Source organism: Mycobacterium sp. NPDC050853 (genome assembly GCF_040653875.1).
Classification (GTDB): Bacteria; Actinomycetota; Actinomycetes; order Mycobacteriales; family Mycobacteriaceae; genus Mycobacterium.
In genome coordinates this window covers 281,548-307,455 of the sequence record NZ_JBFAGW010000002.1, presented here as the reverse complement: position 1 = coordinate 307,455, position 25,908 = coordinate 281,548, and the positions used below count along the sequence as shown (strand labels likewise).

The 25,908-nt window shown below is 64.0% G+C and carries 26 protein-coding genes; 25 read left to right on the top strand and 1 reads right to left on the bottom strand.

Features of this window, described 5'->3' with window-relative positions; genetic code table 11:
* Nucleotides 1-465: 465 nt before the first annotated feature.
* Nucleotides 466-768: a hypothetical protein gene (locus tag AB0H22_RS09795; RefSeq protein WP_358146479.1), complete on the top strand. Its 303-nt coding sequence runs from the start codon at nucleotides 466-468 to the stop codon at nucleotides 766-768.
* The gene (locus AB0H22_RS09790) at nucleotides 735-881 is read left to right on the top strand and encodes a hypothetical protein (protein ID WP_358146478.1); all 147 of its coding nucleotides are present in this window, start codon (nucleotides 735-737) and stop codon (nucleotides 879-881) included. Before AB0H22_RS09795 ends, AB0H22_RS09790 begins: the two co-directional genes overlap by 34 nt.
* A 371-nt stretch (nucleotides 882-1,252) precedes the next feature.
* Here the strand turns inward: AB0H22_RS09790 and AB0H22_RS09785 are convergent, their stop codons facing one another.
* Complete coding sequence (locus AB0H22_RS09785; protein ID WP_358146477.1) at nucleotides 1,253-1,945, bottom strand: hypothetical protein; 693 nt, start codon at nucleotides 1,943-1,945, stop codon at nucleotides 1,253-1,255.
* Between the two features lie 144 nt (nucleotides 1,946-2,089).
* Here AB0H22_RS09785 and AB0H22_RS09780 point away from each other — a divergent pair, with 144 nt between their 5' ends.
* The 23 genes from AB0H22_RS09780 to AB0H22_RS09670 all read left to right on the top strand — a co-directional run bounded on the left by AB0H22_RS09780 (nucleotide 2,090) and on the right by AB0H22_RS09670 (nucleotide 25,908).
* Nucleotides 2,090-2,437, top strand: a complete 348-nt coding sequence (locus tag AB0H22_RS09780; RefSeq protein ID WP_358146476.1) for an SdpI family protein — start codon at nucleotides 2,090-2,092, stop codon at nucleotides 2,435-2,437.
* Between the two features lie 21 nt (nucleotides 2,438-2,458).
* Nucleotides 2,459-2,809: an HNH endonuclease gene (locus AB0H22_RS09775; RefSeq protein ID WP_358146475.1), complete on the top strand. Its 351-nt coding sequence runs from the start codon at nucleotides 2,459-2,461 to the stop codon at nucleotides 2,807-2,809.
* 309 nt (nucleotides 2,810-3,118) lie between these two features.
* On the top strand, nucleotides 3,119-3,586 hold the full coding sequence (locus AB0H22_RS09770) for a hypothetical protein (protein WP_358146474.1): 468 nt from the start codon (nucleotides 3,119-3,121) through the stop codon (nucleotides 3,584-3,586).
* Between the two features lie 9 nt (nucleotides 3,587-3,595).
* Nucleotides 3,596-5,245 (top strand): terminase, encoded by a 1,650-nt coding sequence (locus AB0H22_RS09765; protein ID WP_358146473.1) that lies wholly within the window; start codon nucleotides 3,596-3,598, stop codon nucleotides 5,243-5,245.
* Between the two features lie 76 nt (nucleotides 5,246-5,321).
* Nucleotides 5,322-6,710 carry a phage portal protein gene (locus AB0H22_RS09760; protein WP_358146472.1) on the top strand — a complete coding sequence of 463 codons (1,389 nt, stop codon included), beginning with the start codon at nucleotides 5,322-5,324 and terminating at the stop codon, nucleotides 6,708-6,710.
* A complete protein-coding gene (locus AB0H22_RS09755) occupies nucleotides 6,694-7,869 on the top strand; it encodes a hypothetical protein (protein WP_358146471.1) in 1,176 nt (391 codons plus the stop codon). Before AB0H22_RS09760 ends, AB0H22_RS09755 begins: the two co-directional genes overlap by 17 nt.
* A gap of 68 nt (nucleotides 7,870-7,937) precedes the next feature.
* A complete protein-coding gene (locus AB0H22_RS09750; protein WP_358146470.1) occupies nucleotides 7,938-8,663 on the top strand; it encodes a hypothetical protein in 726 nt (241 codons plus the stop codon).
* A gap of 12 nt (nucleotides 8,664-8,675) precedes the next feature.
* Nucleotides 8,676-9,089 carry a head decoration protein gene (locus tag AB0H22_RS09745; protein ID WP_358146469.1) on the top strand — a complete coding sequence of 138 codons (414 nt, stop codon included), beginning with the start codon at nucleotides 8,676-8,678 and terminating at the stop codon, nucleotides 9,087-9,089.
* Nucleotides 9,090-9,103: 14 nt separating this feature from the next.
* The gene (locus tag AB0H22_RS09740) at nucleotides 9,104-10,162 is read left to right on the top strand and encodes a major capsid protein (protein WP_358146468.1); all 1,059 of its coding nucleotides are present in this window, start codon (nucleotides 9,104-9,106) and stop codon (nucleotides 10,160-10,162) included.
* Nucleotides 10,162-10,596, top strand: coding sequence for a hypothetical protein (locus AB0H22_RS09735; RefSeq protein ID WP_358146467.1), 435 nt, complete (start codon nucleotides 10,162-10,164; stop codon nucleotides 10,594-10,596). Before AB0H22_RS09740 ends, AB0H22_RS09735 begins: the two co-directional genes overlap by 1 nt.
* On the top strand, nucleotides 10,596-11,024 hold the full coding sequence (locus AB0H22_RS09730; RefSeq protein WP_358146466.1) for a hypothetical protein: 429 nt from the start codon (nucleotides 10,596-10,598) through the stop codon (nucleotides 11,022-11,024). Before AB0H22_RS09735 ends, AB0H22_RS09730 begins: the two co-directional genes overlap by 1 nt.
* Nucleotides 11,015-11,338 carry a hypothetical protein gene (locus AB0H22_RS09725; RefSeq protein WP_358146465.1) on the top strand — a complete coding sequence of 108 codons (324 nt, stop codon included), beginning with the start codon at nucleotides 11,015-11,017 and terminating at the stop codon, nucleotides 11,336-11,338. The genes AB0H22_RS09730 and AB0H22_RS09725 overlap by 10 nt, the downstream gene beginning before the upstream one ends.
* Before the next feature lies 1 nt (nucleotide 11,339).
* A complete protein-coding gene (locus AB0H22_RS09720; RefSeq protein ID WP_358146464.1) occupies nucleotides 11,340-11,726 on the top strand; it encodes a hypothetical protein in 387 nt (128 codons plus the stop codon).
* Nucleotides 11,723-12,196 carry a hypothetical protein gene (locus tag AB0H22_RS09715; protein WP_358146463.1) on the top strand — a complete coding sequence of 158 codons (474 nt, stop codon included), beginning with the start codon at nucleotides 11,723-11,725 and terminating at the stop codon, nucleotides 12,194-12,196. Before AB0H22_RS09720 ends, AB0H22_RS09715 begins: the two co-directional genes overlap by 4 nt.
* A 17-nt stretch (nucleotides 12,197-12,213) precedes the next feature.
* Entirely contained in the window at nucleotides 12,214-13,140 is a 927-nt protein-coding gene (locus AB0H22_RS09710) for an Ig-like domain-containing protein (RefSeq protein WP_358146462.1), read from the top strand.
* 75 nt (nucleotides 13,141-13,215) lie between these two features.
* Nucleotides 13,216-13,707, top strand: a complete 492-nt coding sequence (locus tag AB0H22_RS09705) for a hypothetical protein (protein WP_358146461.1) — start codon at nucleotides 13,216-13,218, stop codon at nucleotides 13,705-13,707.
* A gap of 56 nt (nucleotides 13,708-13,763) precedes the next feature.
* A complete protein-coding gene (locus AB0H22_RS09700) occupies nucleotides 13,764-14,126 on the top strand; it encodes a hypothetical protein (protein WP_358146460.1) in 363 nt (120 codons plus the stop codon).
* A 3-nt stretch (nucleotides 14,127-14,129) separates the two neighbouring features.
* Nucleotides 14,130-19,067, top strand: coding sequence for a hypothetical protein (locus AB0H22_RS09695; RefSeq protein WP_358146459.1), 4,938 nt, complete (start codon nucleotides 14,130-14,132; stop codon nucleotides 19,065-19,067).
* Complete coding sequence (locus AB0H22_RS09690; protein ID WP_358146458.1) at nucleotides 19,064-20,014, top strand: hypothetical protein; 951 nt, start codon at nucleotides 19,064-19,066, stop codon at nucleotides 20,012-20,014. Before AB0H22_RS09695 ends, AB0H22_RS09690 begins: the two co-directional genes overlap by 4 nt.
* Nucleotides 20,011-21,726, top strand: coding sequence for a hypothetical protein (locus AB0H22_RS09685; protein WP_358146457.1), 1,716 nt, complete (start codon nucleotides 20,011-20,013; stop codon nucleotides 21,724-21,726). The genes AB0H22_RS09690 and AB0H22_RS09685 overlap by 4 nt, the downstream gene beginning before the upstream one ends.
* Before the next feature lie 39 nt (nucleotides 21,727-21,765).
* Nucleotides 21,766-22,737 (top strand): hypothetical protein, encoded by a 972-nt coding sequence (locus AB0H22_RS09680; RefSeq protein ID WP_358146456.1) that lies wholly within the window; start codon nucleotides 21,766-21,768, stop codon nucleotides 22,735-22,737.
* Nucleotides 22,730-23,137, top strand: a complete 408-nt coding sequence (locus AB0H22_RS09675; RefSeq protein WP_358146455.1) for a hypothetical protein — start codon at nucleotides 22,730-22,732, stop codon at nucleotides 23,135-23,137. The genes AB0H22_RS09680 and AB0H22_RS09675 overlap by 8 nt, the downstream gene beginning before the upstream one ends.
* Nucleotides 23,134-25,908, top strand: a complete 2,775-nt coding sequence (locus tag AB0H22_RS09670) for a hypothetical protein (RefSeq protein WP_358146454.1) — start codon at nucleotides 23,134-23,136, stop codon at nucleotides 25,906-25,908. The genes AB0H22_RS09675 and AB0H22_RS09670 overlap by 4 nt, the downstream gene beginning before the upstream one ends.

Below are 25,908 nucleotides of genomic sequence, written 5' to 3'. Positions count from 1 at the left end.
CGAATCTTTCCCTGCAGGTTCCATGAAGTGACTAACGTGCGCGCGTGCGCAAAGCCATCGCGGTGATCTGTCTGGGTCTAGCCCTTGCTGGCTGTGGCTATGACCGGCGTAAACCGTCGACGCCGCACCCCCTCATGCTTTCGACTGTTATCTCTTGCAGCCGTGCCGCGTACACCGGCGCCCCGTATTACGTTCAGCTCCGCGACCCGGCAGATCTTTCAGGGATGTGTGCAAACGCCCTGAAAATGCTTACCCCCAGCAGTTTCAGGAAATTCCCGGCCTCACACAGCACTGCGTGTTCAATCGGGATGCGCTGGCCCGACTCAAGCACACCGTCGTGTCCATATATAGCGACGAAACCCCGGCGAGCATTAGTGCTGCACGACTCATCTGTGTAAGCGTCGGCCCACATCCCGCGTAGGGAGCTGTCGGCTAGGCGGACGCGAATGACCTACCATCGAACATATGTTCGACAACTGGTGTGACCCGCCAGGGGTCAAGATCCTGCACCGAGTGGACCGCCCGGTCGTGATCTACACGCACCAGGTCTGGCCCAGCGCCGGCCACTCGATGCGCCTCGGCCCGTTGGATGCCCGTCGGCACGGCCTGCGAATCGAGTCACTGCAGCCCGGCCGCCAAGCGGCCTGGGTCCGTCTCGACACCGGTGAATGGCTAGCGCTCGTCTTCGCCGACGTTGAGACCGCCGACGGCCGATCCAAGGTCACGATGCAGCTGTGGCTGAAGCGGCACATGTTCAGGCCGATCTGATGGTCGAGCTCCACGTCGACAAGCTCAACACCGGCCAGACGCGCTGCATCGTCCATCACAACACCGGCCAGACGCGCTGCATCGTCCATCACAACTACGGCCGCGGCACCTGACCGAAATCATCCAGGGCGACCTGCGTGACGGCAAGGAGTACGGCCGATTCCAGGTCGAACCCGGCCTGGAGGTCCGATTGCTTTGTCGCAGTGGCCAGATCGTCGCTGAGACCCGCAGTCGACTGGCGGGCAGCACCGCGGTGGTGCAGGCGACGCCGCCCGCTTGGGCTTACAAGCCGGGCTGAGCGCGCCGGCAGTAGGCTGGGTGTTGGCTGCAATCCCGGTGCTGCAAAGACGGGCGATCGGGTAGGGGACACCGGGAGTTTCTTCTACTCGCGCCCGTACCAAAGATCAAGGCTGCATTGGCCCGCCTCGATGAGGTTGTCAACGAGACCCACCGCCTGTGCACCGATACGGTCGAGCCGGTATCGCTAGGTGCTTGGGGTTTGGTATCCGATGCGTTGAGCTTCTGTGAGCAGTGCGGTGATGTCGGGATTGGGATGGAACTGCCGGATTAGTGCTTCGGCGAGGGGTTCGTTGTTCATGACGCGGGCGACGGCGTCGTGAGTAATGGTGTGTTTGACTGGGCTATATAACCTTTGGGCTATCTTGCTTGCAGACCAGTCGGTCAGCAGATGAAACAGCCAGCCTTCCCCGCCGTCGGGTTCTCCACCCCACGAGGATTCCCCCGGTGTGCCGTGAACCCATCGGTCGCTGCTTGAGGTGCGCCAGATGGCCACTGTCGTCTGAGGATTGCCGTCGAACCAGTCATACAGGTCGCTGTTCTCGAGCTCGGACTTGAAGCGCTCGGGGAGGTTGTCGATCAGCCCGGGCCAGTATCCGATTTCGGAGTCATAGGTATTCATCTCTGACTCGTGGTCGTAGCCGCGCACAAACACCCCGTCCTGAGTGGAGAACAAGATGGACCAATGGTCGCCGCCACCGTTGGCGTAGGTGGCGAGGTCGTCGCCGGGCTGCCAGTTCCTCCGGTACAGCACATTCCCGGCGGGGTCTTCAGTTGGCCGCCCCTCGGTGAGTGCCGCGAGGACGGCGTGAATTTGGCAACGCCGTTTCAGCTCGGTGGGTTCGGGAAGCTGTGCAGCAAACCCGGCAAGCCTGGACATGCGCGCACCATATCAGCTGTGTCTTACCGACGACGGATGCTCAAAAGCTTCAGTCACTGCCTGATGGGACCTTTCGGCAACACGCGTCGTGGACTGGCTACGGCACTCGTCCTGACTAAAGATCTCGCAGCTATCGTTGCTGCCATGTCCGACACGTTCACCCTTGGCACTCAGCTGATTGTTTCAATCGCGCTGGCCTTCGTTGTTATCTCTGTTACGTGGCGTGCGGCGACTGGTCGTTTGGTGCGTAACCAAACTGTGGGTATTCGGATTCCGTCCACGATGGCGAGTGAGAGGGCTTGGCAGGTGGGCCATCGCGCGGCATTGCCGGTGACCTGGCTGCTCGCGTTTGTCGCGGCAGCTGCCGACATTGCCGCATTGGCCGGTGTGGCAACCATGCTGACCATGTGGCTTTGGGTCGCAGCATCGGTGGTAGTCCTCGCCATCGCCGGCGTTGTTGCCGGTCGCGCCGCACGGCGAGCTGCCGACTAACCTGCTTGGGAGGTCCGGCCGATGCCACGTGCACCACGTCCGTGCCCAGTGTCCGGATGTCCCAACCTGATCCGCTTCACTCGCTACTGCCCTGAGCACACGCAGGCATGGAGCGGACCACGCACGGCTTCCAGTGAGGTCACCCGTCAGCGCCGATGGCGAGAGCTGGTCCCGAAGATCTTGGACCGAGACCGCTATCGCTGCCGCATCCAGTACGAGGGGATCTGTACCGGGCGAGCCACTGTGGTGGACAAGGAGCAGCCAGCCTCGCGACGGCCCGATCTCGCATTCGATCCGAAGAACCTGCGTGCTGCCTGCCAGCCATGCAACGACCACAAGGCGCGCACTGAGGACCGTGGGCAAGCGGGATGATGACTGAGGGCAGCAGCACCGGTTCGTGTCACACGATGACGATGAGCGACGCTGCAGGCACTGTGACGGCCACCCGTTCGACCTACTGCACTGGTGCACTGGATAGCGCACGGTCTGACCTGCGTCGATACACCTCACCCCCAGGGGTCTACCCCCTCCCCGGGTCGCCCTAGACAGCCGTAACGCTCTGTGAAATCCGCCGTGTACGGATCCCCACATTTTCCGGGCCGCGCAAATCGCGCGCATTCGCCTGTTGCGCAACGACATTCCCGACATGGGAGTCAACTATCCTGACATAGGAGTTCAGTCATGCCACGTCAGCCCAAAGAACCCTCACTACGTGCTCGGCGGAACACGACAACTACTCGCGCAGTACTCAAGGCCCAGGCCAACCCGACCATTCCGGAGCTGCCGAAGGGCAGGTGGCACCAGCAGGTGCAGGACTGGTGGAAGCGGGCATGGTCCTCGCCAATGGTTCCGGAGTGGACCGAATCGGACATTGACTCGCTGTACATGGTCGCCCGGCTGATGCAGATGTTCTGGCATTCAAGCACCTTGCCGAACGAGTGCAAGGCGCTTGCCGCTGAGATCCGGCAGCTGCTTTCGCAGTGCGGGTTGACGCCGATGTCGCGCCGAGCCCTGCAATGGGAGATTGAGCGCGGCGAAGGTGCGGCGCAGTCGACGGCCCAGCGTCGGGCCGCCAGTAAGGCTCCCGCCAAGAAGGCGCCGGCCAAACCCGATCCTCGTGTCTCGCGGGCGAATCTGCACGTCGTGTAACGGCTTGCGTTGGAACTGATTGTCCCGCCGGATACCGGCGAGCTGTTCCCCACGCTGGGGGATCAACTGTGCGACTTCCTCGAGGAGCGTGCATGCCATGGCCCAGGTGACCTCAAGGGTGAGCCGATCACCCTTGCCGAGGACTGGCGGTATGTCCTCTACCGGCTGTACGAGCATTGGCCGAAGGGGCATCGGCGCGCTGGCCGTCGCCGGTTCAAGCGCGGTGCGGTGTCCTGGCGCAAGGGCTCGGCCAAGACCGAGTTCATGGCCCTGGTCTCCTATCTCGAGTTGCACCCGGAATCACCGGTGCGGTTCAACGGCTTCGATGAAGACGCGCCGTGCGGCCTGGCCCAGGGCCGACCCGTGGTGGATCCGTACATACCGCTGCTGGCCAACACCAAGGATCAGGTCGAAGAACTCGCCTACGGCGCACTCAAGGTCATCTGCGAAGAGTGCGTCGATGCAGACATGTTCGACGCCGCACTCGATCGCATCCTACGAATCGGTGAAGACGGCAGGGCCGACGGTAAGGCCGTCGCCCTAGCCAACGCGCCGAACTCGAATGACGGAGGCCGCACAACCTTTCAGGGCTACGACGAAACCCACCGCCTATACCTGCCGAACCACAAGGCCGCCATCCAGACGATGGAGGCCAACCTGGGCAAGCGCATGGCCCAAGACCCCTGGTCGCTATCCACGACGACCGCCGGCGAGCCAGGACAGAACTCACAAGCCGAGGATGATCACTTCCTCGCGGAAGCTATTGCCCGCGGTGAAATAGCGCGGCCGCGCATGTTCTATTTCCATCGACAGGCATCTGATGGCTGGGACCTCAAGAAGTTCGAGGACCGAGTAGAGGCGATCCGCGAGGCCTCCGGCCCCGAGCTCGCCGCACGTACCGATCTGGAAGACCTTGCAGCCCAGTGGGACGATCCCAAGGCGGACAAGGCCTACCTCGAGCGAGTATGGACCAACCGCTGGACCCAGCAGGGCGCCCAGGCGTTCAATATCCGGCGCTTCAAGGCGCTGGGGCTGCCCGGACTGTGGATCCCGCGGCGCGCGTTTGTCACGCTGGGGTTTGACGGCGCGCGGTTCCGCGACGCGACCGGGCTGGTCGTCACCGACGTCCAGTCAGGCATGCAGCAGAAGGCGTACCTGTGCGAGAGACCGCTCGATGCCCCCGCCGATTGGGAAGTCGATGAGAGGGAAGTCGACGCCGCGGTCCGTGAGGTGTTCAAGGCCTGCCGAGTGCTTCTGATGTACGCCGATCCACCGCACTGGAATTCGACTATCGGCGACTGGTCCGCCCGGTACGGCGACAGTCGTGTCACCAAGAGGCCGATTGTCCAAGAGTTCTGGACCAACAAGCAGGACCGGATGATCAAGACCATCCAGGCCTACGCAGATGCCATTGCGGCCGGGAAGATCTCGCATAACGAGGACGACGAGGGCGACCTTGTGCGCCATGTCGGCAACGCCGGAAAGCACTTCCTCAAACGCGTCGACACTGAGACTGGAACGCAGCTCTGGATTCTCGGGAAACTGCACCGGGACCGCAAGTTCGACCTCTGTATGGCATCCATCTTGTCCTGGCAGGCCCGGATGGAAGTGTTCGGACTGGTCAAGCCAACTAAGCGTGTGATATCGCGAATTCGGTAGAAGGGGTGAGGATTTGGACAAGGATCTCACCCCGAGCGAGTGGTTTACGCGGCTCAACGCGAGATTTACTTCGGTCATGCGTCAGCCTTGGTTGGACAAGCGCCCTCGCCCGAACGACGGCCGATGTGGCGGCGTGCAGCGATACCGGCTGCCTCGCAACCAGGTTCTCGACACGCTGTGGTCGTACCGGACCGGTGATCCGCCGCTGCCGCAGGTGGCTGAGGAGTACCAAGAAGTCTTCCGTGATGTGATGTGTAAGGCGCGCTCGAACTATGCGCCGATGTGTGTCAACGCGATGCTCGACCGCATGGAACTGCAAGCGGTTTCAACCCTTGCGGATTCGGACACCGATGGCGACGACGTGGCCGCTCGGATCATGGAGGACTCGGGTTTCCTAGCGGTCTTCAAGGATCTGCTTGACTTCGTCTTCTCCATGGCCGAGGGCTACGCCATGGTAGTTCCGGGCCATCCGTACCCGACGATCCACGCCATCGATCCCCGCCGGTGCGTAGGCATCCCCGATCCTGAGAATCCGATACGGCTGTGTGCGGCCATTGTGCGCGAATGGGATCCGATCCAGGAGCAGCACAAGGCGTACGTCTTTCTGCCCGGCCAAAAGTGGACCTTCCGGATGGAAGGCAATACGTGGAACGACACGCCCGATGCGGAATTCGAGTCAGTCGACGGGTTGGACGACCTGGGTGGTATCCCCATCGTCCGATTCGACAACGCATTGGGGCTCGGGGAGTACGAACCCCACATCGATCTACTGGACCGCATCAACGATGTGACCCTGCAGCGCATCATCGGCTTCTGGTATCAGGCGCTACGCCAGCGCGCCATCAAGGGCGACCAGGATGACGACGATGATGACGAGCCGGGTACCGAGCCGGCCGACCTGAACAAGGTGTTCAGGGCAGATCCCGGCTCGCTATGGCAGATCCCGTCCGACTTCGATATCTGGGAGTCGGCGCAATCGGACTTCGGGGCCTTCCTCAATGCCAAGCGCGACGATGTGAAGGAATTCGCCGCGGTGACCAGCACTCCGCTGCACCTGATCACGCCGGATGCTGCGAACGGCTCGGCCGCCGGCGCGGGCCTGATTCGCGAGTCCGCCACATCGAAGGTGCGCGATCGTCGCGCCCGACTGACACCATCGCTAAAACTGCTGTGGCGCATCGCATTCGCACTCTCCAAGCAGGACCGAGGATCTGCTATCAAGCTGCACTGGGGCCCGATCGAATTCCGCACCTTGGCTGAGAAGGCGTCCGCGTCGTCGCAGTCGATTGGAACCCTGTCACTGGAGCAGCGGTGCGAACGCATCTGGGAGATGTCCCCAGAGGAGGCGGCGGAGAACATCGGTCAGCTGGCAGCCGAGCAGATACTCCTGCCAGGTGCTCCCGCCGCACCCACCGCACCAACCCCGGCGGTGGGCCAGGTGACGACGAATGCCCCTGCCGCCTAACTACCAGGACGCGCTGGCATTGGCGACCGCGGCATACGCCGCGCAGCAAGCCAAACCACAGTCCGAGACAGTCCTAGCTGTGGCCACTGCGGCCTCTTCGAGCACGATCGCCGTACGCGAGAGAGCTGCCGACTACGCCAAGTCGGTACTGCGTCGATTGTGGGCATCGACCAACCCCTACAGCGACAAATCGGTGCGAGACTTCGCCGTTCAGGCCGCCAAGGTCATGCGGTCCGCACAGACCGCATCAGTGCGGGGAGCTGCGGCCGGCATCGCCCAGCAGCTCGCCGCGGTGGGCCTGCCGACCAAGGCGCAGCCATCCAACCCGCTCAATGTGCGCGCACGCGGCGTGCAGGTCCGCGGCGGCACCCTGACCCTGGTGCGTGAGCCCAGCACGATCGAGTACTCCAACGGCACGACAGCCGAAGTATCGGTGCGGGAGATGACGACCGAGGAGATCTTCACCCGGCCCGCGGTGGGATTCCGCTGGATCGAATCAGAAGGTGGCACGCGCGAGGACGCGGCGCGCGAATCCGGGCTGCGTATCGACGCGCTGGTAGAGGACAACCTGATGCTCGTCCAGCGGCTGGCGCAGGCCGAAATGATCGCCCAAGCGGTCGATCTCGACAATCTCGGCAAGTCCAAGATCATCGGAACCCGCCGGATCATCCATCCCGAGCTGTCCAGCAGTGGAACCTGCGGCCTGTGCATCGCGGCCGCCGACCGGATCTACCGCGTCACCGAGCTGCTGCCGATCCACAACAAATGCAAATGCACCTACGGCATCGTCACCGAGGACTTCGACCCCGCCGACCAACTGAACTCCATGGACCTGTCGCAGCTGTACGGCGACGCCGGCGGAACTTCGGCCGCGCACCTCAAACGCACCCGCTACCAGGTTGACGAACACGGAGAGCTCGGACCGGTACTAGTGCCCGTCAAGGCGTACAAGCCGCGCGACAAGGCCAAGCGGTCCGCCGCACAGAACCCGCCACATACCAGCACCGCTGAGTCCAAGGCGCAGATCGCGGCACGGATACTGCCGGGCCTACGGCAAGGCCTGTCCAGCTTGCAGGCTAACGGCCTGGGCGAGGACACGCCGCAGATCACCTACCACCGCAAGCAGATCGCGAAGTTGCAACGCGATCTCACGGCCTAGAGCCGCAAAGACTTCCACCGCACCGGTGGTCGACCCGTCATGGGTTCCATTTCCCGACATGGGGAGTCATGTTGTCCGATCTACCGATCCATCCATTCACTCACGTGCGCGCAATCGGCTTCACCAGCCGCGGCCCGATCTGGCCCGTCATGGGCGGATCTGAACCGCCTGGCGATCTGAACGACCCAGCCAAGCGCACCGAACCGGCGGGTCCGGTCAAGTCACCTGTACCGCCCGAGACCACCGACAAGGGGTTTCCGGCGGACACTCCCGTCGCTCAGATGACCGACGCGCAGCAGGCCGCGTACTGGAAGCACTACTCGCGTGAGCACGAGGGGAAAGCCAAGGCGTTCAGCACTCTTGGGCTAACCCCCGAGCAGATCCAGCAGTTGCAGGAGCGCAACACCGAGCTGGAGAAGGCGCAAATGGATGCCAGCGAGCTCGCTCTCAAGGAGGCCACCGACAAGGCGGCCGCCGAAGCGCGCGCGGCCACCGAGGCCGACTGGAAGCCCAAACTCCTGGCGAGTCAGCTCAAATCCGCGGCATCGCAGGTGCTTTCCGGAGAGCAACTCAACGAGTGGTTGGACAGTGTCGACCCCGGCAAGTTCGTCGGGGAGAACGGCGAGATTGACGAATCCAAGGTGATGGGGAAACTCACCGCCATCTTCGGCCAGAAGCAGGAACAGCGACAGCAGCGGTCCTGGGGCCAATTCAACACCGGGCATCAGTCCACAGATACACCCGGAGCAGCCGGACGGGCCGCCGCCGAGAAGCGGTTCCCCTCCAAAACCTAAGGAAGGTGAGACATGTCTACCGACATCTCGATGCAGACGACGAATTACCAAGTCGGTAATCGTCAGTGGCTCTTGGATGAGCCCGACTACAAGCCCAACGTGACTCTCGATATCTCGAAGTTCACCCAGGGCACCCACTTCCCGAACGGATACATTCCGTCGGGCACCGCGATCGGAAAGCTCACCGCCGGTGGGCTGTTCGCTCCCTACGACAACGCGGCATCCGACGGAAGTGAAGTCCTCTACGGCTTCACCTACGCCGATGTGCGCGCGGTCCGCCAGAACGGATCGGTCGCGACCAAGGTCGGAACCGGAGCTGTTGTTTCCGGCGCCGTCTCGGCGTCCAAGCTGCCGTTTCAGACCGGCAAGGGCTCGGTCGACGCAGGCGGCAAGGCCGACACCCCCACCATCCGCTACGAAGCCTGAGAGGAGACTGACCAATGGCCCTTTTCCTAGACGGCCCACTGCCGCTTGAGGACACCATCGCGTTCGTCCAGAACGTTCCCCTTCCGTCGAACAACCAGTTCACGCAGATGATGCCCTCCAAGGAGTACGCCACCGACGAGATCGACTTCGCGACCATCACGAAGACGAACCGTGCCGCCAAGTTCCGCAACTGGGACGGCTCGTTCTGGATCGCACCGCGCGACACCGGATCTGAGAAGCGCGTCCGCATGCTGCCCCTGGGCGGCCAGCTCTCGGTCGGCGAGTACGAACGGCGTCAGATCGAAATGGCTCGCTACGGCGGCACCATTCAGAGCGTCCTGGTCGACGCGATCTACAACGACCTGGAGAACCTGACGCGCTACGCACAGAACCGCGTCGAGCTCGCCTGGGGCGACGTCCTCAGCGATGGTGTCCTCACCATCAACGAGAACGGCGTGCAACAGCAGGTCGACTACGGCATCCCCGCCGGCCAGCTGGTCACGCCGGCCACCCTGTGGTCCAACCACGCCACCTCGACCCCACTGAGCGACCTGATCGCCTGGACTGGTGTCTACTCCGGCGTCAACGGATCCCCGCACGGGCAGTTCAAGACCTCCACCGCGGTGATTCAGCACCTCATGCAGAACACCCAGTTGATCAACGCGATCAAGGGCGCCAACACCGGCGCCACCTGGGTATCGATCAACGAGATCAACGCCTTCCTGGGCGGTTTCGGCATCCCGCCGTTCATCGTCCCTCTCGACGGGCAGCCGGGCGGATCGATCTACGCCTCCAGCTTCGACGTGGACGGAGTGACTACTCCGGCATTCGCCACCAACAAGCTGGCATTCCTGCCGGGTGATCTGGGCTCGCTCGGGTTCACCGCGTGGGGCACCCCGACCACCTCCCTTGAGCTGAGCGCCAACAACGTTCAGGTCCAGGTCGCCGCGGGCCTGATCGGCATCCTGGTCCGCGAGGAGGCACCGCCATTCCGTAAGACCACGTTCGTAGACGGCGTGGTGCTGCCGGTGCTGGCCGATCCGCGCAAGATCCTGGTCGCGACGGTGCTGTGATGGCAGTCGTCGGAGAGTACGCCCTGCATCTGCAGGATGCGAAGGGCAACTTCCATTCGTTCCTGCCGGGACAGAAGGTGCCGGGGTGGGTGGCCGATCTTGTCACCAATCCGCTGGCACTGGTTGGTGATCCTGAGGTGGCTGAGGCCGAATCGGATGGGGGTGTGCCCGACGGGGGTCCTGCCGGGCCTGCGGTTTCATTGCAGCCTGCGGTGCCCACCGAGCCGGTGGGCCCGGCGGTCGGTCCGGACGCAGGCCACGCTGGGGGACAACCCTCGGGCAGTTCTCCGGTCGAGCCACCGCCGCATGCCGGAGCCGGGTCCGGCCGCGATGCCTGGGCGCAGTACGCCTCTGCCAACGGTGTCTCAGTCCAGGAAGAGTCCAGACGCGATCAGATCATCGAGGCTTGCCGCGAGGCGGGCGTCGCTCTCTGATGGCCAATCCCGCGGCCCCGGCGAAGTTCGCCTCGGTGGACGACGTCACCTCCCGGTTCGAGAAGGCATTCCCTTCGGACCGGGAGGGATGGGTCCAGCTGCGCATCGAAGACGTCGAGGCCGAACTCATGGCCCGAGTCCCGTCGCTGCGAGTTCCGGTCGGGGAGATCGCCGCGGATCGATTACGGCAGGTCAAACGCCTTGTGGCCGACAAGGTACTGGAGCTGTACCGCAACCCGGACGGTGCCAGTCAGGTGTCCCAGACCATGGAGCAGGACACCATGTCGCGGTCCTACTCGCGGGACACATACCGCGGCAAGATCGCCTTCACTGACGACGAACTCGATTCAGTCAGGCTCAAGACCAAGCGCCCACGGTTCGGCACCATCTCCGTGGCCGCGCCTCCATGGTCGGCGCAATGTCGCTGAACATCAGCGACTACCAGACGGTCATCCCGACACGGGTGGTCGATGAGGCGAACAACACCCGCCAACCCCTACCGGCTATCGACGTTGTGGCGTTCCTGGAAGAGCCGCAGGTTTTCCCGGACTCCCAGGGAAAACGGTTTGTGCAGAACGGGATTCTGCGTGTACGCCGCGGCAGTGATCTGAAGGTCGGCGACGAAGTTCCCCTACCTGAGGGGATCTTCGGCGTGGTGGGCGCCCCGACGGGTAACCGCAATCACTCCATGACCGGCGCCGACTTCGGCTGGACCCGGTACAAGATCCGCAGGGGAGGCTGACATGGAGATCAAGCTCGACCCCGCCCCCAACCCTGCAATCACCAACGCTCTGAACGGCACCGAGATGCGCCGAAGCCTGGAGACGGTCATTCACACCGCCCAAATGCTCTACCAGGCCAAGGTCGCCAAACGCAGTGGCGCACTGGCGGCCGCGGCGCGAACCTCGGTGCACCGAGGTGGCATCAAGGAGGACCGGCTCGTCGCCGATCTGATCGTTGGCGGCCAAGGCCCCCTCGGCACCGTCGACTATGGCCCTTCGCACGAGTTCGGCACCGAAGAGCAGCACGGCGAGAATGATGCGGCACGCCTGGCCGGCGAGGCCCCGATCGATGAGCATCCCGGTGTCCACGATCTCAACTGGGTGCTCGAGGAGCTGCACCAGTGGTGAGCTTCCCGGCCTGGTGGAAGGGCGGTTACCCCGACGTCGAGAAGCTGCTCACCGACTCACTTCTACAGCCTCAGCTGCCCGACACCAACGTCACCTACTGGCTTCCCTCGAACGCACTGGAGCAGATCCAGGCCGGCGTGGCGTTCCTGCGCGTGCGCCGCATCGGTGGCCGCATCAACACAGGCGAGAAGCGCGACGAACCAGTAGTCCAGTTCGCCGCCCTCACCAAGTCTCGCGACACCTCCTATGAGCTCATCGAGTTCGTCCGCAGTGGCGTGCTCGAGTCCTTCATGGACGCGGTCGCGATCGTTTCGGGAACCCCACACAAACTGGGCTGTGAGGGCGAAATTGTTGGCCCGCAGTCCATCCCGGAACCCATCAGGGACGAGCGTCTCGTCCCTGCGACCTTCGTACTCCACACCTGGAAGCCGAAGGGTCTTCCGAATTACCGACAGGCCCTCGGCCTCTAAACCGAAAGGTAATCACCATGTCCATCAACTTCCAGCTAGGTCAGTCCGACCTGGAACTTGCCGGTTGCGACAGTCGGGTTCTGCTGGCACCGTACGTCGGCACACCTCCGCTGACCTCCCTCGAAGACACCACCGCCGGTGGTATCGACCTGGCCAAGATCGGCGCTGGCTCCCGATACGCCACGGTCGGTAACTACGAGAAGAAGGCTGGCGTCAAGCTGTCCAACAAGCCCAACATCAGCGATGTGATGTCGGCGGGCAAGGGCTCGCCCACGCGCCAGCTGCCCACCGATGCCAAGAAGGGCATCACCTACACGCCGCAGGAGATGAAGCTCATCAACCTGATGAACGCGTGGGGTTTCCTGCCCGATGCGGTCTCGGCGCCGTCGGCCAAGGGCGGCGTCACGATCGGCATTCCGGAGCTGCCCGCCAACATCCTGTGGCGCGCGGTGCTGCTTGCCTGGGATTCGTTCAACGGCAAGGACATCTGGATGTACTGGATCTGCAACAAGGCCAACGTGGGCGATCGCGATGACATCAACGCCCACGAGGACGGCAACGTCATCACCCATGGTGTCGGACTGAACTTCCAGTCCGATCCGATCGTGGGCCTGCCGGTCATCTTCGGCATGTGCGGCGAGGGATTCAAGGATCTGATGGCCGCCACCGACACCGGCGGGCTGTACCCGCCGATCACCGGCATCACCGTGACCCCGGCGACCGCGAACCTGACCGTGACCGCCGGAGCCAACCACACCAAGCAGCTCGTGGTCCTGGATTCCAACGGCCTGGACCGCACGGCGATGGCCACCTTCAACTCCGATGCGATCGCCAAGGCGACCGTGGACGCGCTGGGCAAGATCACCGCCGTGTCCGCCGGATCGGCCAACGTCGCAGCCAGCTACGGCGGCTTCACCGCCACCTGCGCGGCCGCCGTCTCCTAACCCACCTCAAGGCCACCCACCGCAGCCGAAAACGGTTGGGGGGGTGGCCCTTGGCATATCTGAAAGGCAGCAGAAATGGCAGGACCCAAGAAGAGCGCCGGCCGTGCGGCGGCCAAGACCAGGGCCGCGTCCGGACGCTACCTGGAGTTGATTCAGGAAGTCCAAGCACCCACGCCCTACGAGATCGCCGACGGCCTGATCATCGATCCGCCCTCAAAGCCCATGGCCGACAAGCTCAACGATGCCCAATACCGGATGGCTGTGGCCAACGCGATGACACAGGCCATGCTGGGCAGCGCAGCCGAATACACGCCCGAGTACTTCGAGCAGGTCCGGGAGATGTCCGAGAAGGCCGTCGAGGACTACAACGATGCGTTCTTCAACGGCAGGTACCACGAGGTGCAGGAGTTCTTCACCGGCCAGAGCAACGAGTACTGGAACGCATTCGTCACCGACTACAAAGCCCGGATGTGGCCCAAGGAGCCCGAAAGCAACGGCACCTGCCCCACGTGCGGTCATGACCCCAACTCGGAGGCAGCCCCTTTAGAGCCCGCGTCCTTGAACTAGTCGACTGGTACTGGGACGCAATCGAGAAGGACTTCGCCGGAATCTGCTGGGACGCCATGGATTACTTCCGTGGCCTCAGATCCTGGCGGCAGTTCGGCAACATCTGCACGAAGTTCGCCAACGAAGAGGGCACCTATCTGCGGGCGGCCCAGCTCAAAGACCCCCGCCACCTGGCCAAGTTCCAGCAGCAGTACGAGCAAGCCCGCACCTGCACCGAGCCGTACCGCCCACAGCTGGAGGGGCGTACCGCGCTGCTCTCGGAAATTTCGGCTCTACGCAACGACTTACGTCGCGTCCACGGCCTGCCCCGCCTGGAAGGCCCGAAGACACCCATGGACGAGGTCACCGAACGCAAGAAGGAATACAGCAACAGGCGCATGGACGCCGCGCTGGGCTACAGCGACGAGGAGGTGAGCTGATAAGTGACCGAGTACTCGGCCGGTGAAGCCAAACTCCGCGTCGCCCCTGACGCCTCGGAGTTCAAGGCCAAGCTCGACGCGGACATGCGCAAGATCCGCGCCGAGTTCACGGTCAACGTCAACGCGGCCACCGCGCAGGCGCGCGCCGACATCGAACGATTCCGGGACACCCAGGAGCGCAACGGCATCAGCGTCGGGGTGGATGCCGCCCTGGGGCAGGTCCAAGCAGACATGCGACGCTTCCGCGCCGAACAGGAGGCCAACCACGTCACGGTACGTGTGGACGCCGACACCCGCGGTGCTCGCCGAGAGATCGAGGAACTACGCCGCAGCGTCACCCATGGATCCCTGGGTTCGGCGTTCGCCTGGAACGCCGGAGCGGCGGGCCTGTCCCTGTTGCCCTCGGCGGCCACGGGTCTGGTGTCGCTGGCCGGCGCACTGCAGCAGGTCGCCCAGTCGGGCATCGCGGTCCCCGGCATTCTCGGCGGCATCGGCGCCTCGGTCGGCACGCTGGTGCTCGGACTCTCGGGCGTCAAGGACGCCTACACCGCGGCCGCTGATGCCGCAGGCAAGTTCGGAGCCGACGGCGCCCAGCAGTCCCAACAGGCCACCGCGGCCGCCAACGCGCTGCGCAACGCCGTCTACGACGAGGCCCGCGCGCAACACGATGTCGCACAAGCACGCAAGGACGCCCGCGAGCAGCTCCAAGACCTGAACCTCGAGCTACGTGGCGGCCGGATCAGCGAGGCGCAGGCCGTACTGTCCGCGCAGCGGGCCCGCCGCGATCTGCAGTCCGGACAGTACAAAGATGCCCTGGACTATCAGGAAGCCCAGCTGCGGGTGGTCGAGGCCGACCAGCGCGTCATGGAGACCCGCGCACGTAACGCCGAGCTGCAGGACAAGACCAACGACGCCAACACCAAGGGCGTCGAGAGCTCCGATCTCGTGGTGGACGCCCAGGAGCGCCTGGTGCGCGCACATCAGGGCACCCAGCAGGCCCAGGCCGCCTCGATCGCATCCACCGTGGCGGCCGCCGCAGCCCTGAACAACCTGGCGCCCAATGCCGCCGACTTCGTCAAGACGCTCGTCGGTATGCGTGAGCAGTTCCGCGGGCTGCGCACCGACGTGCAGCAGGCACTGTTCGCCGGCCTATCCGACGAGATCAAGACGCTGGTCGAAAACGACCTCCCAATCCTGGACCGCGGGCTCACCAACGTGGCCACGGGCATAAATCAGAACTTCACCCAGGTGCTGCGTTCGCTGGGTTCTGAACAATCCCAAGGACTTCTCGACCGGATCCTCGGGAACACCGACGAGGCGCAGAAGCGATTCACCGCCGCGATCGACCCGATCGTGCACTCGATCGGGACCCTGACCGGAGGCTCCTCGGACGCCCTGCCCCGCATCGCCGATGGCATCGGCAAGGTCGCCGAACGCATCGACAATCTCATTACAACGGCAGACCAGGATGGCAGCCTCGCCAAGCTGATCGATGAGGGCATCGACGGCTTCACCAGCATGGGCAACATCGTGCTCAATGCCACGGGAACCGTCACGGCGCTCACGAAAGCCGTTGGCGGGGGCGGCCTCCTGAGTTCAATCGAGCAGAACTCCAAACGGCTCTCGGACTTCCTGAACTCCACCAAGGGGCAGGACCAGCTGCGCAAATTCTTCGCCGATGGCCGCGCGGAACTCGACAAATGGGCACCGATCCTGCGCGACTTGCCGGGGATGATCGGCGGCGTTGTCTCCGCGGCCCAAGAAGGCTCCGGCGTCGTGTTGGGCGTACTGCGCCCGGTGAGCCAGATACTGGGGGAGCATCCGGAGCTGGTCAAGAACATCGCGCTGGCATTCCTGATCTGGAAGACCGTTCCACCCTTGGTTGGCGGCGTCACCAATTCCCTTGGCGCACTCTCGCGCGGCCTCACCGAGGTCGGTACCGGATTCTCCGGCACTCGCGACAACATCACTCGCGGCATGGATGCGGTGGACAAGAAGTTCGATGCCGCCGGCAGTGAGCGCGGCGGCGCGCGGCGCTTCTCCAAGGCGCTCGCCGGAATCTCGGCCGCGGGCGGCCCGCTATCGCTGCTCGTGACCGCCGGCATACCGCTCGTGGCGGAGTTCGTCGCGAAGTTCACCCGCGGCATGGACGATGCCAAGAAACGCGCGGAAGAACTCGACCGGACGACAAAAGGGCTCCTGGGGACCCTGGAAGCGGTCACCAACCTCACCGGGCTGCAGACGCGTGCCGAGGTCGCCAAGAATCTCCAGCAGGGTAATACCGGCGACGGCAACGGAATACCGGGAGACGCGCTTGCGGCGGCACGCGCCCTCGGCATCGGGGGTCAGGACCAGCGCGATCTGATAACCGGCACGCTTCCCGGCGGCGATGCCCAGTACGACCAACTCATGGGCCCGCTACGCGACAAGGTGCGCCCCGCGGTCGAGGACTTCATCAAGAACCAGGGGCTTGATCTGGGGCGCCTCGGCATCGATGAGACCACCTTGGTCGATGCGTTTCTCGGCGTGCCGTCGGCGGTTGAAAAGGTCCAGGCCGTCAAGGATCTCGGAGGCGCACATAGCCCGATCGACCTCGGCACCCTGCAGAGTCAGGTTGAAGGGCGTAACGACGATTCGACCAGATCGGCCATTGTCGGGCAGAACCTGAACAAGCAGCGATTCGGGACGGACAGTGCGGTCGCTGAGGCGCAGCGTAGGCAGGCTGCTACCACCCCTCAGCCACATCTCAAGCCTGAGTTCACGAGCCAGTTCCCGGGCGCCGTGGTCAACTCCGATGGCACGACCACGACGATCGTCTCGACCATCCCGCCCAATGCCGGGATGGGCCTTAGTGAGCAATCGCAAGCCACGCAAGGTGTTCCGCCGAATCAGGACAAGTGGACCTACCGGCTCTCACCGGAGGATGCCCGCCGCCTGACATTCGAGAAGGGTGGCTTCACGCCTGGCCATACCGGTACCGGACCCACCGGCGGGCATGTCGCCGAAGTGCACAAGAAGGAATTCGTCGTCAGCGAGCGCGGCACCGCCGTGGTCCCAGCGCCGTTCCTGCACGCCCTGAACACCGGAATCGTGGACTCCAGTCTGCTGCTGCCAAAGTACGACCAGGGCGGATTTGTCGGTCCCGACGGCAACCCCATCGTGCAGGGCCCGTTGCCCGGCGCGGCCCCCGTGGCGCCGATCGCACCCGCGCCCCAGGGCGGCGGCCTGCTCTCGGCGGTCGGCAAGGCGGTCGACGGCATCCAGGGCCCGGTCAACAACGTCACCGGCGCGCTCGGGAACCTCGGCGGCGGCCAGAGCATCCAGATTCCCGGCCTCGGATTATCCATTCCCACTGGCGGTTTCACCGCACCCACACTCGAATCGTGGATGCCCTGGCTGCCCAAGCCCGGTCAGGACATGTCCACCTGGAACCCGTTCGCGGGGGCGCCGGACAAGATCCAGCCGCAGAACATCGCCTTCCGGGGCGCATCCACGCTCATCGGGGGTGCACTGAGCGGACTCGGCCTGGACAACTCCATCCTGTCGCAGAACAACCCCTACAACCAGGCCGCGCAGAAGAGCGCCCAGTTCTATCTGGACAAGTTCAGCGGCGGTGGCGGTCAAGCCGATGCCGGCGTGGCGGCGGTGATCGAGGCTGCCAGTAGCGGAGCGCCCCAGTTGCCCTGGGCCACAGCGCTATCTACCTCAGGTGGCGACGGCACCCTGAGTCCTGCGGCGCTGCGAGGTATTGAGTACGCCCAGCAGCACGCCGTGGGCCAGAAGTATCAGTACGCCGGTGTCGGCGACGAGGCACACAAGTACGGCTACGACTGCTCGGGCATCGCCTCAGCGGTCTACGCCGCCACCAAGGGACTGCCACAGGGCAAGCGGTACTTCGACACCGAAGCGGACTTTGTGGCCTTGGGATTCGTCCCCGGATACCGGGCGGGCGATCTCAATATCGGTGTGATGCGCGGCGGGGGCGGACCGAACTCGCATATGGCTCTGACGCTTCCGAACGGCGTGGACGTTGAATCTGGTGGGTCGCACAACACCACCGCATACGGCGGGCCAGCGCGCGGCGCCGGCACCTTCCCGTTGCAATGGCACCTCCCGGTGTCCGCCAAGTCCGAGGGATCAGTTCCCGGCTTGTACGACATTGGTGGCTGGCTGCAGCCGGGGCTGTCGATGGTGATGAACAAGACCGCCGCCCCGGAGCCGGTGCTTAACGCTCAGCAGTGGAGCACCGCGTCCAAGGCGATCGACATGGTGAGTTCGTCGCGTCCGACGCCGCCGCAGCCACCTATGAGCGGAGCACAGGGCGGTATCACCGGTGGTGGCATCCAGCCGTACAACCCGACACAGAAGCCAGCATCGTCACCCCCGCCGTCGGCGGCACCAGCCTCACCAGCGAGCCCAAGCACGCTGCAACCAACAGAATCTGCACCCGAGCAGGCACCGTCGCAGCAGCAGGGGCCGACATTCGCCCCGGGCACTGTCGGCGCGGCGCCCTCGAGTCTGAATCACAACCTGCCCGCCATCGACAAGGCCATCGACTCCACGGCATCGACACTGGCCAACCTGGCATCGACCGCGATCTCAGCCGCCGCAGCGGGGGGATCGATGGGCATGGGTGGGGGAGCTGGAGGCGCCCTGGCCTCCTCCATGGTCGCGGGCGGAATACAGCAAGCAGGCAAGATCGCGAAAAACGTGGCCAACGTCGGCTCCTCACTGCTTGTCGGCTCGGTGCCCGGTTCCAACGGCACCACCGACCGCGCCTACGGGGAGCTGCTGCGCCCGGCGCAGAACGCACCCATCACCGCACCCACGTACGCCCCGAGCTACCACGTCTCGGGGAACTACGAACTGCGCTCGGCTCTGGATCAGCTGGAGCTCAAGGAAAAAGTGAACGCACAAGCACGACTGGCGAACAAGCCATGAGACGCGAAACCGACATCATCGACGTCGTCGGAGTGAACGGCGACTTCTGCCGGATCTCGCCTCCCGGGTTCTCCTGGGGGCCCGAGCTCGCCCCTGGCTCTACCGGCCTGTACGACATGCCGATCCAAACAAACTGGGGCAGTTACGGATTCGGCCAGTTCTTCCAGTCCTGGAAGCCCAAGCGCCGCGACGTGGTGTGGACCGTACACATCATGAACCCCGAGACCGGAATGAGGGTCGACCAGAGCTCGGATCTGTGGCACCTGATCTATTCGCGCTGGAAGGCGATGTTCTCCCCGGCCCAAGAGGCCAGCATCGTCTACACCTCGTTCGACGGTGAACGCCGCCTCGGCATCCGCAACCTGGACACCCCAAAGCCATTCACCGCACAAAGCTTTGAGGGCAAGGACCCCAAGCTGTTCACATACGGATCGGTCGTGATGACCACCGCCTGCGAGCTTCCGTTCTACGTCGGAGCCGCAGAGCGTTTCGCCTGGGAAACCGACACCCCCGGCAACTACTGGTTCAAGCTGCCGTTCTACAACCCCTGCCCCGTGGACATCTGGCCCGAATGGGACCTGACCGGCGGGGCCAAGTACCAGCTGCCGGACTACTCGTTCGGCAGCCAGGCCTACGGGCGCGGTATCGCAGATCTCGGCAAGACCATGCCCTTGGCGCAGCTGATGACTGCCGAGGACTTGCAGATCCACACCCGGCCCGACCTGGAGACCTTCGTCACCAGCCTGGAGACCCAATTCGCAGGCCGCAACGCGGGCAAGGACTTCGAGTACCCCATCGCCCCCGGGGCAGGGTCCTCCGAAGGTGAAGGCAGCGACAACCCCGGCTGCATCGTGCGTGCCAATGTCACCAACCCCGACGGTGCACGTGTGGAGCTGACCTTGCCGCGCTGGTACGACGAGCCGTTCGGCACACCGAGGGCTGTGTGAGCACAGCCCTGGCCGCGCGGCTGCAGCAGTCGCGCGCTACGTGCACGCAGATCAGGTCAGACCGCAAGGCCCTGCAGCGCGCACAGACCGAGATCACGATCTACAAGAACGACCCCACAGGCAAGCCCGGCCTGATCTTCGTCGGCCGCGTGCACATCATGGAGCCCACCAAGCACCAGTTCCCCAAGAAGGGCAACGTCTCAGCATCAGGCTATTTCGAGCTGCGGGCCACCCACTACATTGCCAAATTCATTGCCTCCGTTCCCAACAACCCGAACGAGTGCAAGAACATCATCATCCGCGTCGACAAGTTCGGCGGGAAATGGCGCTGGACCGGCTTCATGCACCACTGGAAAGTCGAGACCCGAAACGGTGTCGACTACATCTCGGCGTTCTTCAACGACGACATGCAGTACCCCCAGTTCGTTCTCGCACCGCCGAACCCAGCCCTACCGATCCCACTATTTCAGTTCCCCAGAGACGGATTCATATATGCCCCCGGGGTCTGGTCCATCTCAACAGTGTTCCTGCTCAACCTCATTCGCAACCAAGCACCGATCTACCACCTTCCAGATGACCCGTGGAGCATCGAGGGCTGGACCCAGCCACTGGACTGCCGCAACTGGCAGGTACACATCAAATGCAAGCCGTTCCTCACCGATTCATCGCTGTGGAACGTCATCGCCTACCGGATGAACACCATCGACTCGGTGATCGCCGCGGGGCTCGATGACGGGCAGCTGTGCCTGGACTACCGCCGCTACTTCACCGCCGAGGGCGAGATGGGCACCGACATGTTCGGTCAGCCCGTGGCCAACGGTGCACTGGTCTTCGAGGTCTTCAACCGCTCCGGATTCGCCCTGCCCGGTGGCACATTCATGAACGGCACCGCCGCCGGCGGGCTGGCGCGCTCGGTCATCCAGTGGGGCTCGGGCTTCATCGAGGACAGCTTCGAACAGGTCAGCGACGACGAAACCCTCTACCCCGACGAGTACTGGCAGTCCGGATACCTCGGCAACTTCGCCACCGCACCCGCCCTGGCCATCCGCGACTCCTGGTGGAACGACCTGCAATCGGTAGTCACCCACTCACCGGCCACCGCGGTCAGTGGCGTAGTCGGCGGCGACAACCCCACGGCCGACGCCATCGTCAAACTCCTGATCGAGGCCACAGGAAACCTCATAGGTTTCTTCTTCCTCGGAGGCTTCGACTCACTCGGGGACATCGCCAGCGACGTCATCATGCCGTTCCTGGTCGGCACCATCCTGGCCTGGGATGAGTGGAAGAACGACAGCCGCGCACGCAATCTCGGCTGGGCGCACCTGTTCGAGGTCTACAACTCCGGTGCCGAGCAGAACGCCTGGAGCCTGGCCGCGACCGCCGCGATGCGCGGCCTGTTCAAGGCCACCGATGCCGAGACCAGCCACACCATGGTCATCGACGAATCCACCTGGGTACTGCCCGGTGTGCACTGCCAGATGAAGGACCGCGTCGCCTCCAGCGCCGGCGCACTGCAACGCCTCGGCATCGACCTGATGTTCATCAACCAGATTGAGGAACAGATCCTCTCCGGCGACGACACCGGCAAGAGCGAGTTCCTGATGAAGTGCGGCCAGAACAAGGCCTCACTGAGCACAGGGGAGCGGACCGCCCAAATGCTCAAGACCGCGCTCGATCGTATCGCCGACATCGGCTTCCATCTCGTCTCGTGAAAAACGCAGCAGGACTAAAGAATTGAGGTGAGAGATTAAATGCAGAACCTCGCAACCGCGCTCGTGCTCTCGCGCGGAAGTATCTGGAAGCCGCAGCCCTGGGATTGGTCCCCGCCGCTGGTCGCCGAATGGAACATGCCCTGGCCAGAGGACGCCACGGCCCGGGCCGTCTTCTACGACACCGCCGGTGGTCTACTGCTCACCGTCGACGGCACGGTGAGCACCGAGATGATCAACTTCACGGCTGCCCCCGCGGTCATGGACCCGATCCCCGCGGGCGCCAACTTCGAGATCTTCCTGGACACCACCGAGGGCCCGGTGATGATCCGGCACGGCAAGGTGATCCGCAAGGAAGCCCAGTTCTTCGATGCTCCCGCGAGCACCATCTCCACGACACCACGCAAGTTCCAGGACTACTTCCCGACACTGGGACTGCGATCGGTGTGGGAACCGATCTACGGCCGGGTCAAGGTCTGGGACAACTCCGCACAGTCGCTGCCTAACGGGGTCGGGCCCGACGTCGCGCTCTTCTCGCAGGGCAAAGCCGCGATGCGCTACTACGAGCCGTTCGGCTCGGACTCGGTGAAAATCCATGTCCGGCTGCTCAATCCCAATGCGGGCAAGACCTCGGTGGTGGTGTGCGCCGACAAATGGTTCACCAGCTACCTGGCCGTTCAGTTTGAGTCCGACCCGATCATCACGAGCAACAACAAAGTTCACCTCGCGGTCGGATCCTCACCAACGCAGATGACCTACCAGGGCGCCGCGGTCAGCCACACCGTGGCCAACGGCAACGACTACTGGATCGAGTACTCCAACCTCACCAAGACGCTCCTGGTGCGCAAGGGCACCGACACCACCCCCATGGCGTCCTGGCCAGACGACGCAGACCTCTTGCCGCACGGCCCGGGCTATCGGTATGCGGGGTTCGTCTGGGACGGAGGAGATCTGGTCGTCGTCAACGTCAGCGGACCGCAGGTGACCGGATGGGAGGCGTTGGACAATGCCTGATCTCGAGCAGGCCCAGCAGTGCGAGCAGCTGGCCAAGGCGCTGTGGTTCCTGGCCCCGCCGGCGCGTGGCCCTGTCGCGGCAGGCCTCTACAGCCTCGGGGTGCGGATCCACCCCGATCTGGCCACGAAAGCCCTGGAAACCGAGGGTCCGTCGAACTGGGGCAACCATGCACCTTCTCGGCTCGTGAGCAAGGCGGCGACCACTACAGATCCCATCGCGCTGCTGCGCAGCATGGGGCAGGTGCAGCCCAGCCTGGCCGAGTTGGCCGACAAGATGGAGGCCGCCAAGACCGAGAAGGACAAGCAGCTCCTGATCGCCGAGATCCGCGCCCAGTTCCCCGACATGATCAAGAGCACCGAGGACCGCATCGCGCAGTCGCGGCCGGAGGACTTTGAGTGACCACTCCGGGCGGACCCGGATCGCTGAACCCCAACGCGCGATTCGGCATCACCGGCAGCAGCGCGCACGGAGAGACCGCCGCGGACCTGTCCCAGCGTCTACAGGGGGAGATGGAGGACCGCCTCAAGGCGGATATTAAGGGCTCGTCGGGATGGAAAGGCGCCTCTGACGCGGCATTCGGCGGCCTGATGCTCGGGGGGACTCCCGGGCAGCCGGTGTCGATACCGCTGGCGATTGTCGCCTCCCTGGCCGCCCGGCTCCTGGGGGTGGACCCGCAAAGCTGGGTGATCAGCACCGACCCCCACGAGAACCTCGAACGCGTCCTGGCTGACCTCAAGAAGGTGCCGCTCCTGGGCGATCTGATCGAGGTGATCACCGGTGTCGAGGATGGCGACGAATCCGATCTCGGCACCTGGGCATTGGGTATCCGCAACGCGCTGCAGGGCATCGACCTATCGGATCCCGGGTCGATCCTCACCGCGATAGGCAAGGCCGCCGGTCAGTTCTTTAAGGGCGTCATCCCGGTCTCCTGGCTCGCCGATGTCATCCAGGATCTGATCAACGGTGCCGGCGAGTTCCTGAACCCCAGCAGCGTCACGGCCAACCCCTACTGGTCCTGGGACTCGGTCATGCCGGGCTGGCACGGCGGCGGCTCGGTGCGGGCCACCGCGAACGGAACCCAGCAGGTGCTGCGCGTGGAGGATCCAACCGACGTCGTCGCAGGCCAGATCCTCAAGATCCAGTCCGGGGTGCGCTGGACCGGCCTCACCGCCACCGCGGGATCGAACCCCATCAAGGTGGGCTGGACCCCGTACGACGCCAACGGAAATCCGCTGGCCGACGTGATCGTGAGCCAACTACAGCCATCGACCACCGACGGCGCCTGGCAATGGGTTCCAGCCATATCTGGTCTGGACAAATGGACCGTGCCCGCCGGAGTGTCCAAGGTGACCCCGCTGCTGATCCTGGACTCTGGCGCCACCGCGGGCAACGTGTGGTTCTCCAACGTGCTGCCCTGGCTCTCAAACCTGGCTGGGCAAGAGCTGATTCACAACTTGCCCGATGATCTCGGAGATCTAGCTGACGGTATCGCGGCCAATGTCGTTGCCCTGGCGGGAAAGCTGGCACAAGGCGACTTCGACGGGTTCCTCGCAGCGATCTTCGGGATCGTCAACCCATCGCACTCGGCCATTGCCGCCAAGTTCCAGGCCTTGGGTGCTGACGGAAAGATCGATATCACCAACATCATTGGCCTGGCCGCCCAGCTGGCTGCCTACGCACTGCAGTCGGCGGTGCAGACGTTCATGGACACCGTCGGCGGCACCGTCGGGGCGTCCATGACCGACATCTTCAACCGGCTCTCAAAGCTCAGTTCCACCGGCACGATTGCCGGTGCGGCCATCACGGGGAGCATCTCCAGCGCGGTGACCGGGTTGGGGGCAGCCCTTGATGCGATCGGTAACGGGCTCGGGCTGATTGGTTCGGGGCTTACGAATCTTCAGGTGCAGAATCAGACGACACTCAACACGCAGATTGCCGCGCAAGCGGCGGCGGCAACGTCGGCACTTCAGGCCCAGTTCCTGCGCAATCAGGTGACCGTTCCGGCTGGCCTGATGACTTACATCACCACCTTTGGCGGCTCGGATGGTTCGGCGCTGCCTGCCGAGTTCACCGGCTCGGATCTGAAAATCCGCACCGCGAACGGCTATTGCGGTATCGACGCATCTAAGGCCGATGGCACCTACTACGTCGCCTGCAACAAGGCGACCACCACCGACGACGTACAGACCACAGTCGTCATCGGGGATGCGGGCGGCCTGAATTCCATTGCCACGTACACCCTGTTCAGCGCCGATAGCACCTACTCGACCGGTGCGTATCTGGCGGTAAGTGGCAACTCGGTGCAGGTCGGCAAGTTCACCCGCTCGGGTGCGACGTTCACGTTCGCGGCGCCGTTCATGTCGTGGTCGGGGCCGCTCGGGCAGGGCATCGCGGTCACGACGTACCGCAAGACGAACAACTGGGTGCTCGACGTGGGTGGCGACGTCAAGGCCACCGCAACAGACAGCACCGTGACCACCGGGGCATCGAACCGCTACGGCGGCGGCATTGCGATGATCCGCAAAACCGCTAGCACCGGCTGGTTTTCGGGCAACTACCAGTACGACTCGCTGCGGCTGGCATCTGTGTTCCTGGGCGACTTCTACGCCAAGGCCACCAACTACACCGGTGCCCGGTTCACACGCGCCACCGGGGCGGCCAACACCGCTGGCCCGACGCATCCGTATTCGTTGGCGGGCAACGCCTCTGTCACAGTCACCGGCGCCTGGGGTGCGGGCGCCTTTGGCATCATCGGCTTCAGTTCTGATGACATGGTGGCCAATACGGCCAACGGCACCATCACCGTCAACACCTCTGGGCTCTACTACGTCGAGCATCGTGACCCCGCCTGGACATGGTCGGCGGGCACGGCCATCGAACCCTCCGCGTCGGCACTCGATGTTGTGGTCAACACGGTCAATCACATCACGCTGGAAGGTGACTACAAGCTGCTCGATGGCACGGCGAGCACTGACACGGGTCTTTGGGGAGTGACCGGTCACACCGCTGTCCCGATACCGGCGTTCCTGCGTCTCAACGCAGGGGACGTGATCCAGCTGGGGTACACGGTAACCCTGAAAAACACTGGCGGATCGTCGCGATCAGGCAATGCCGTGTTCACCCTAACCGGGACCGTGCCGGGCCTCCTGGGCATCTACAAGATGGGCTAG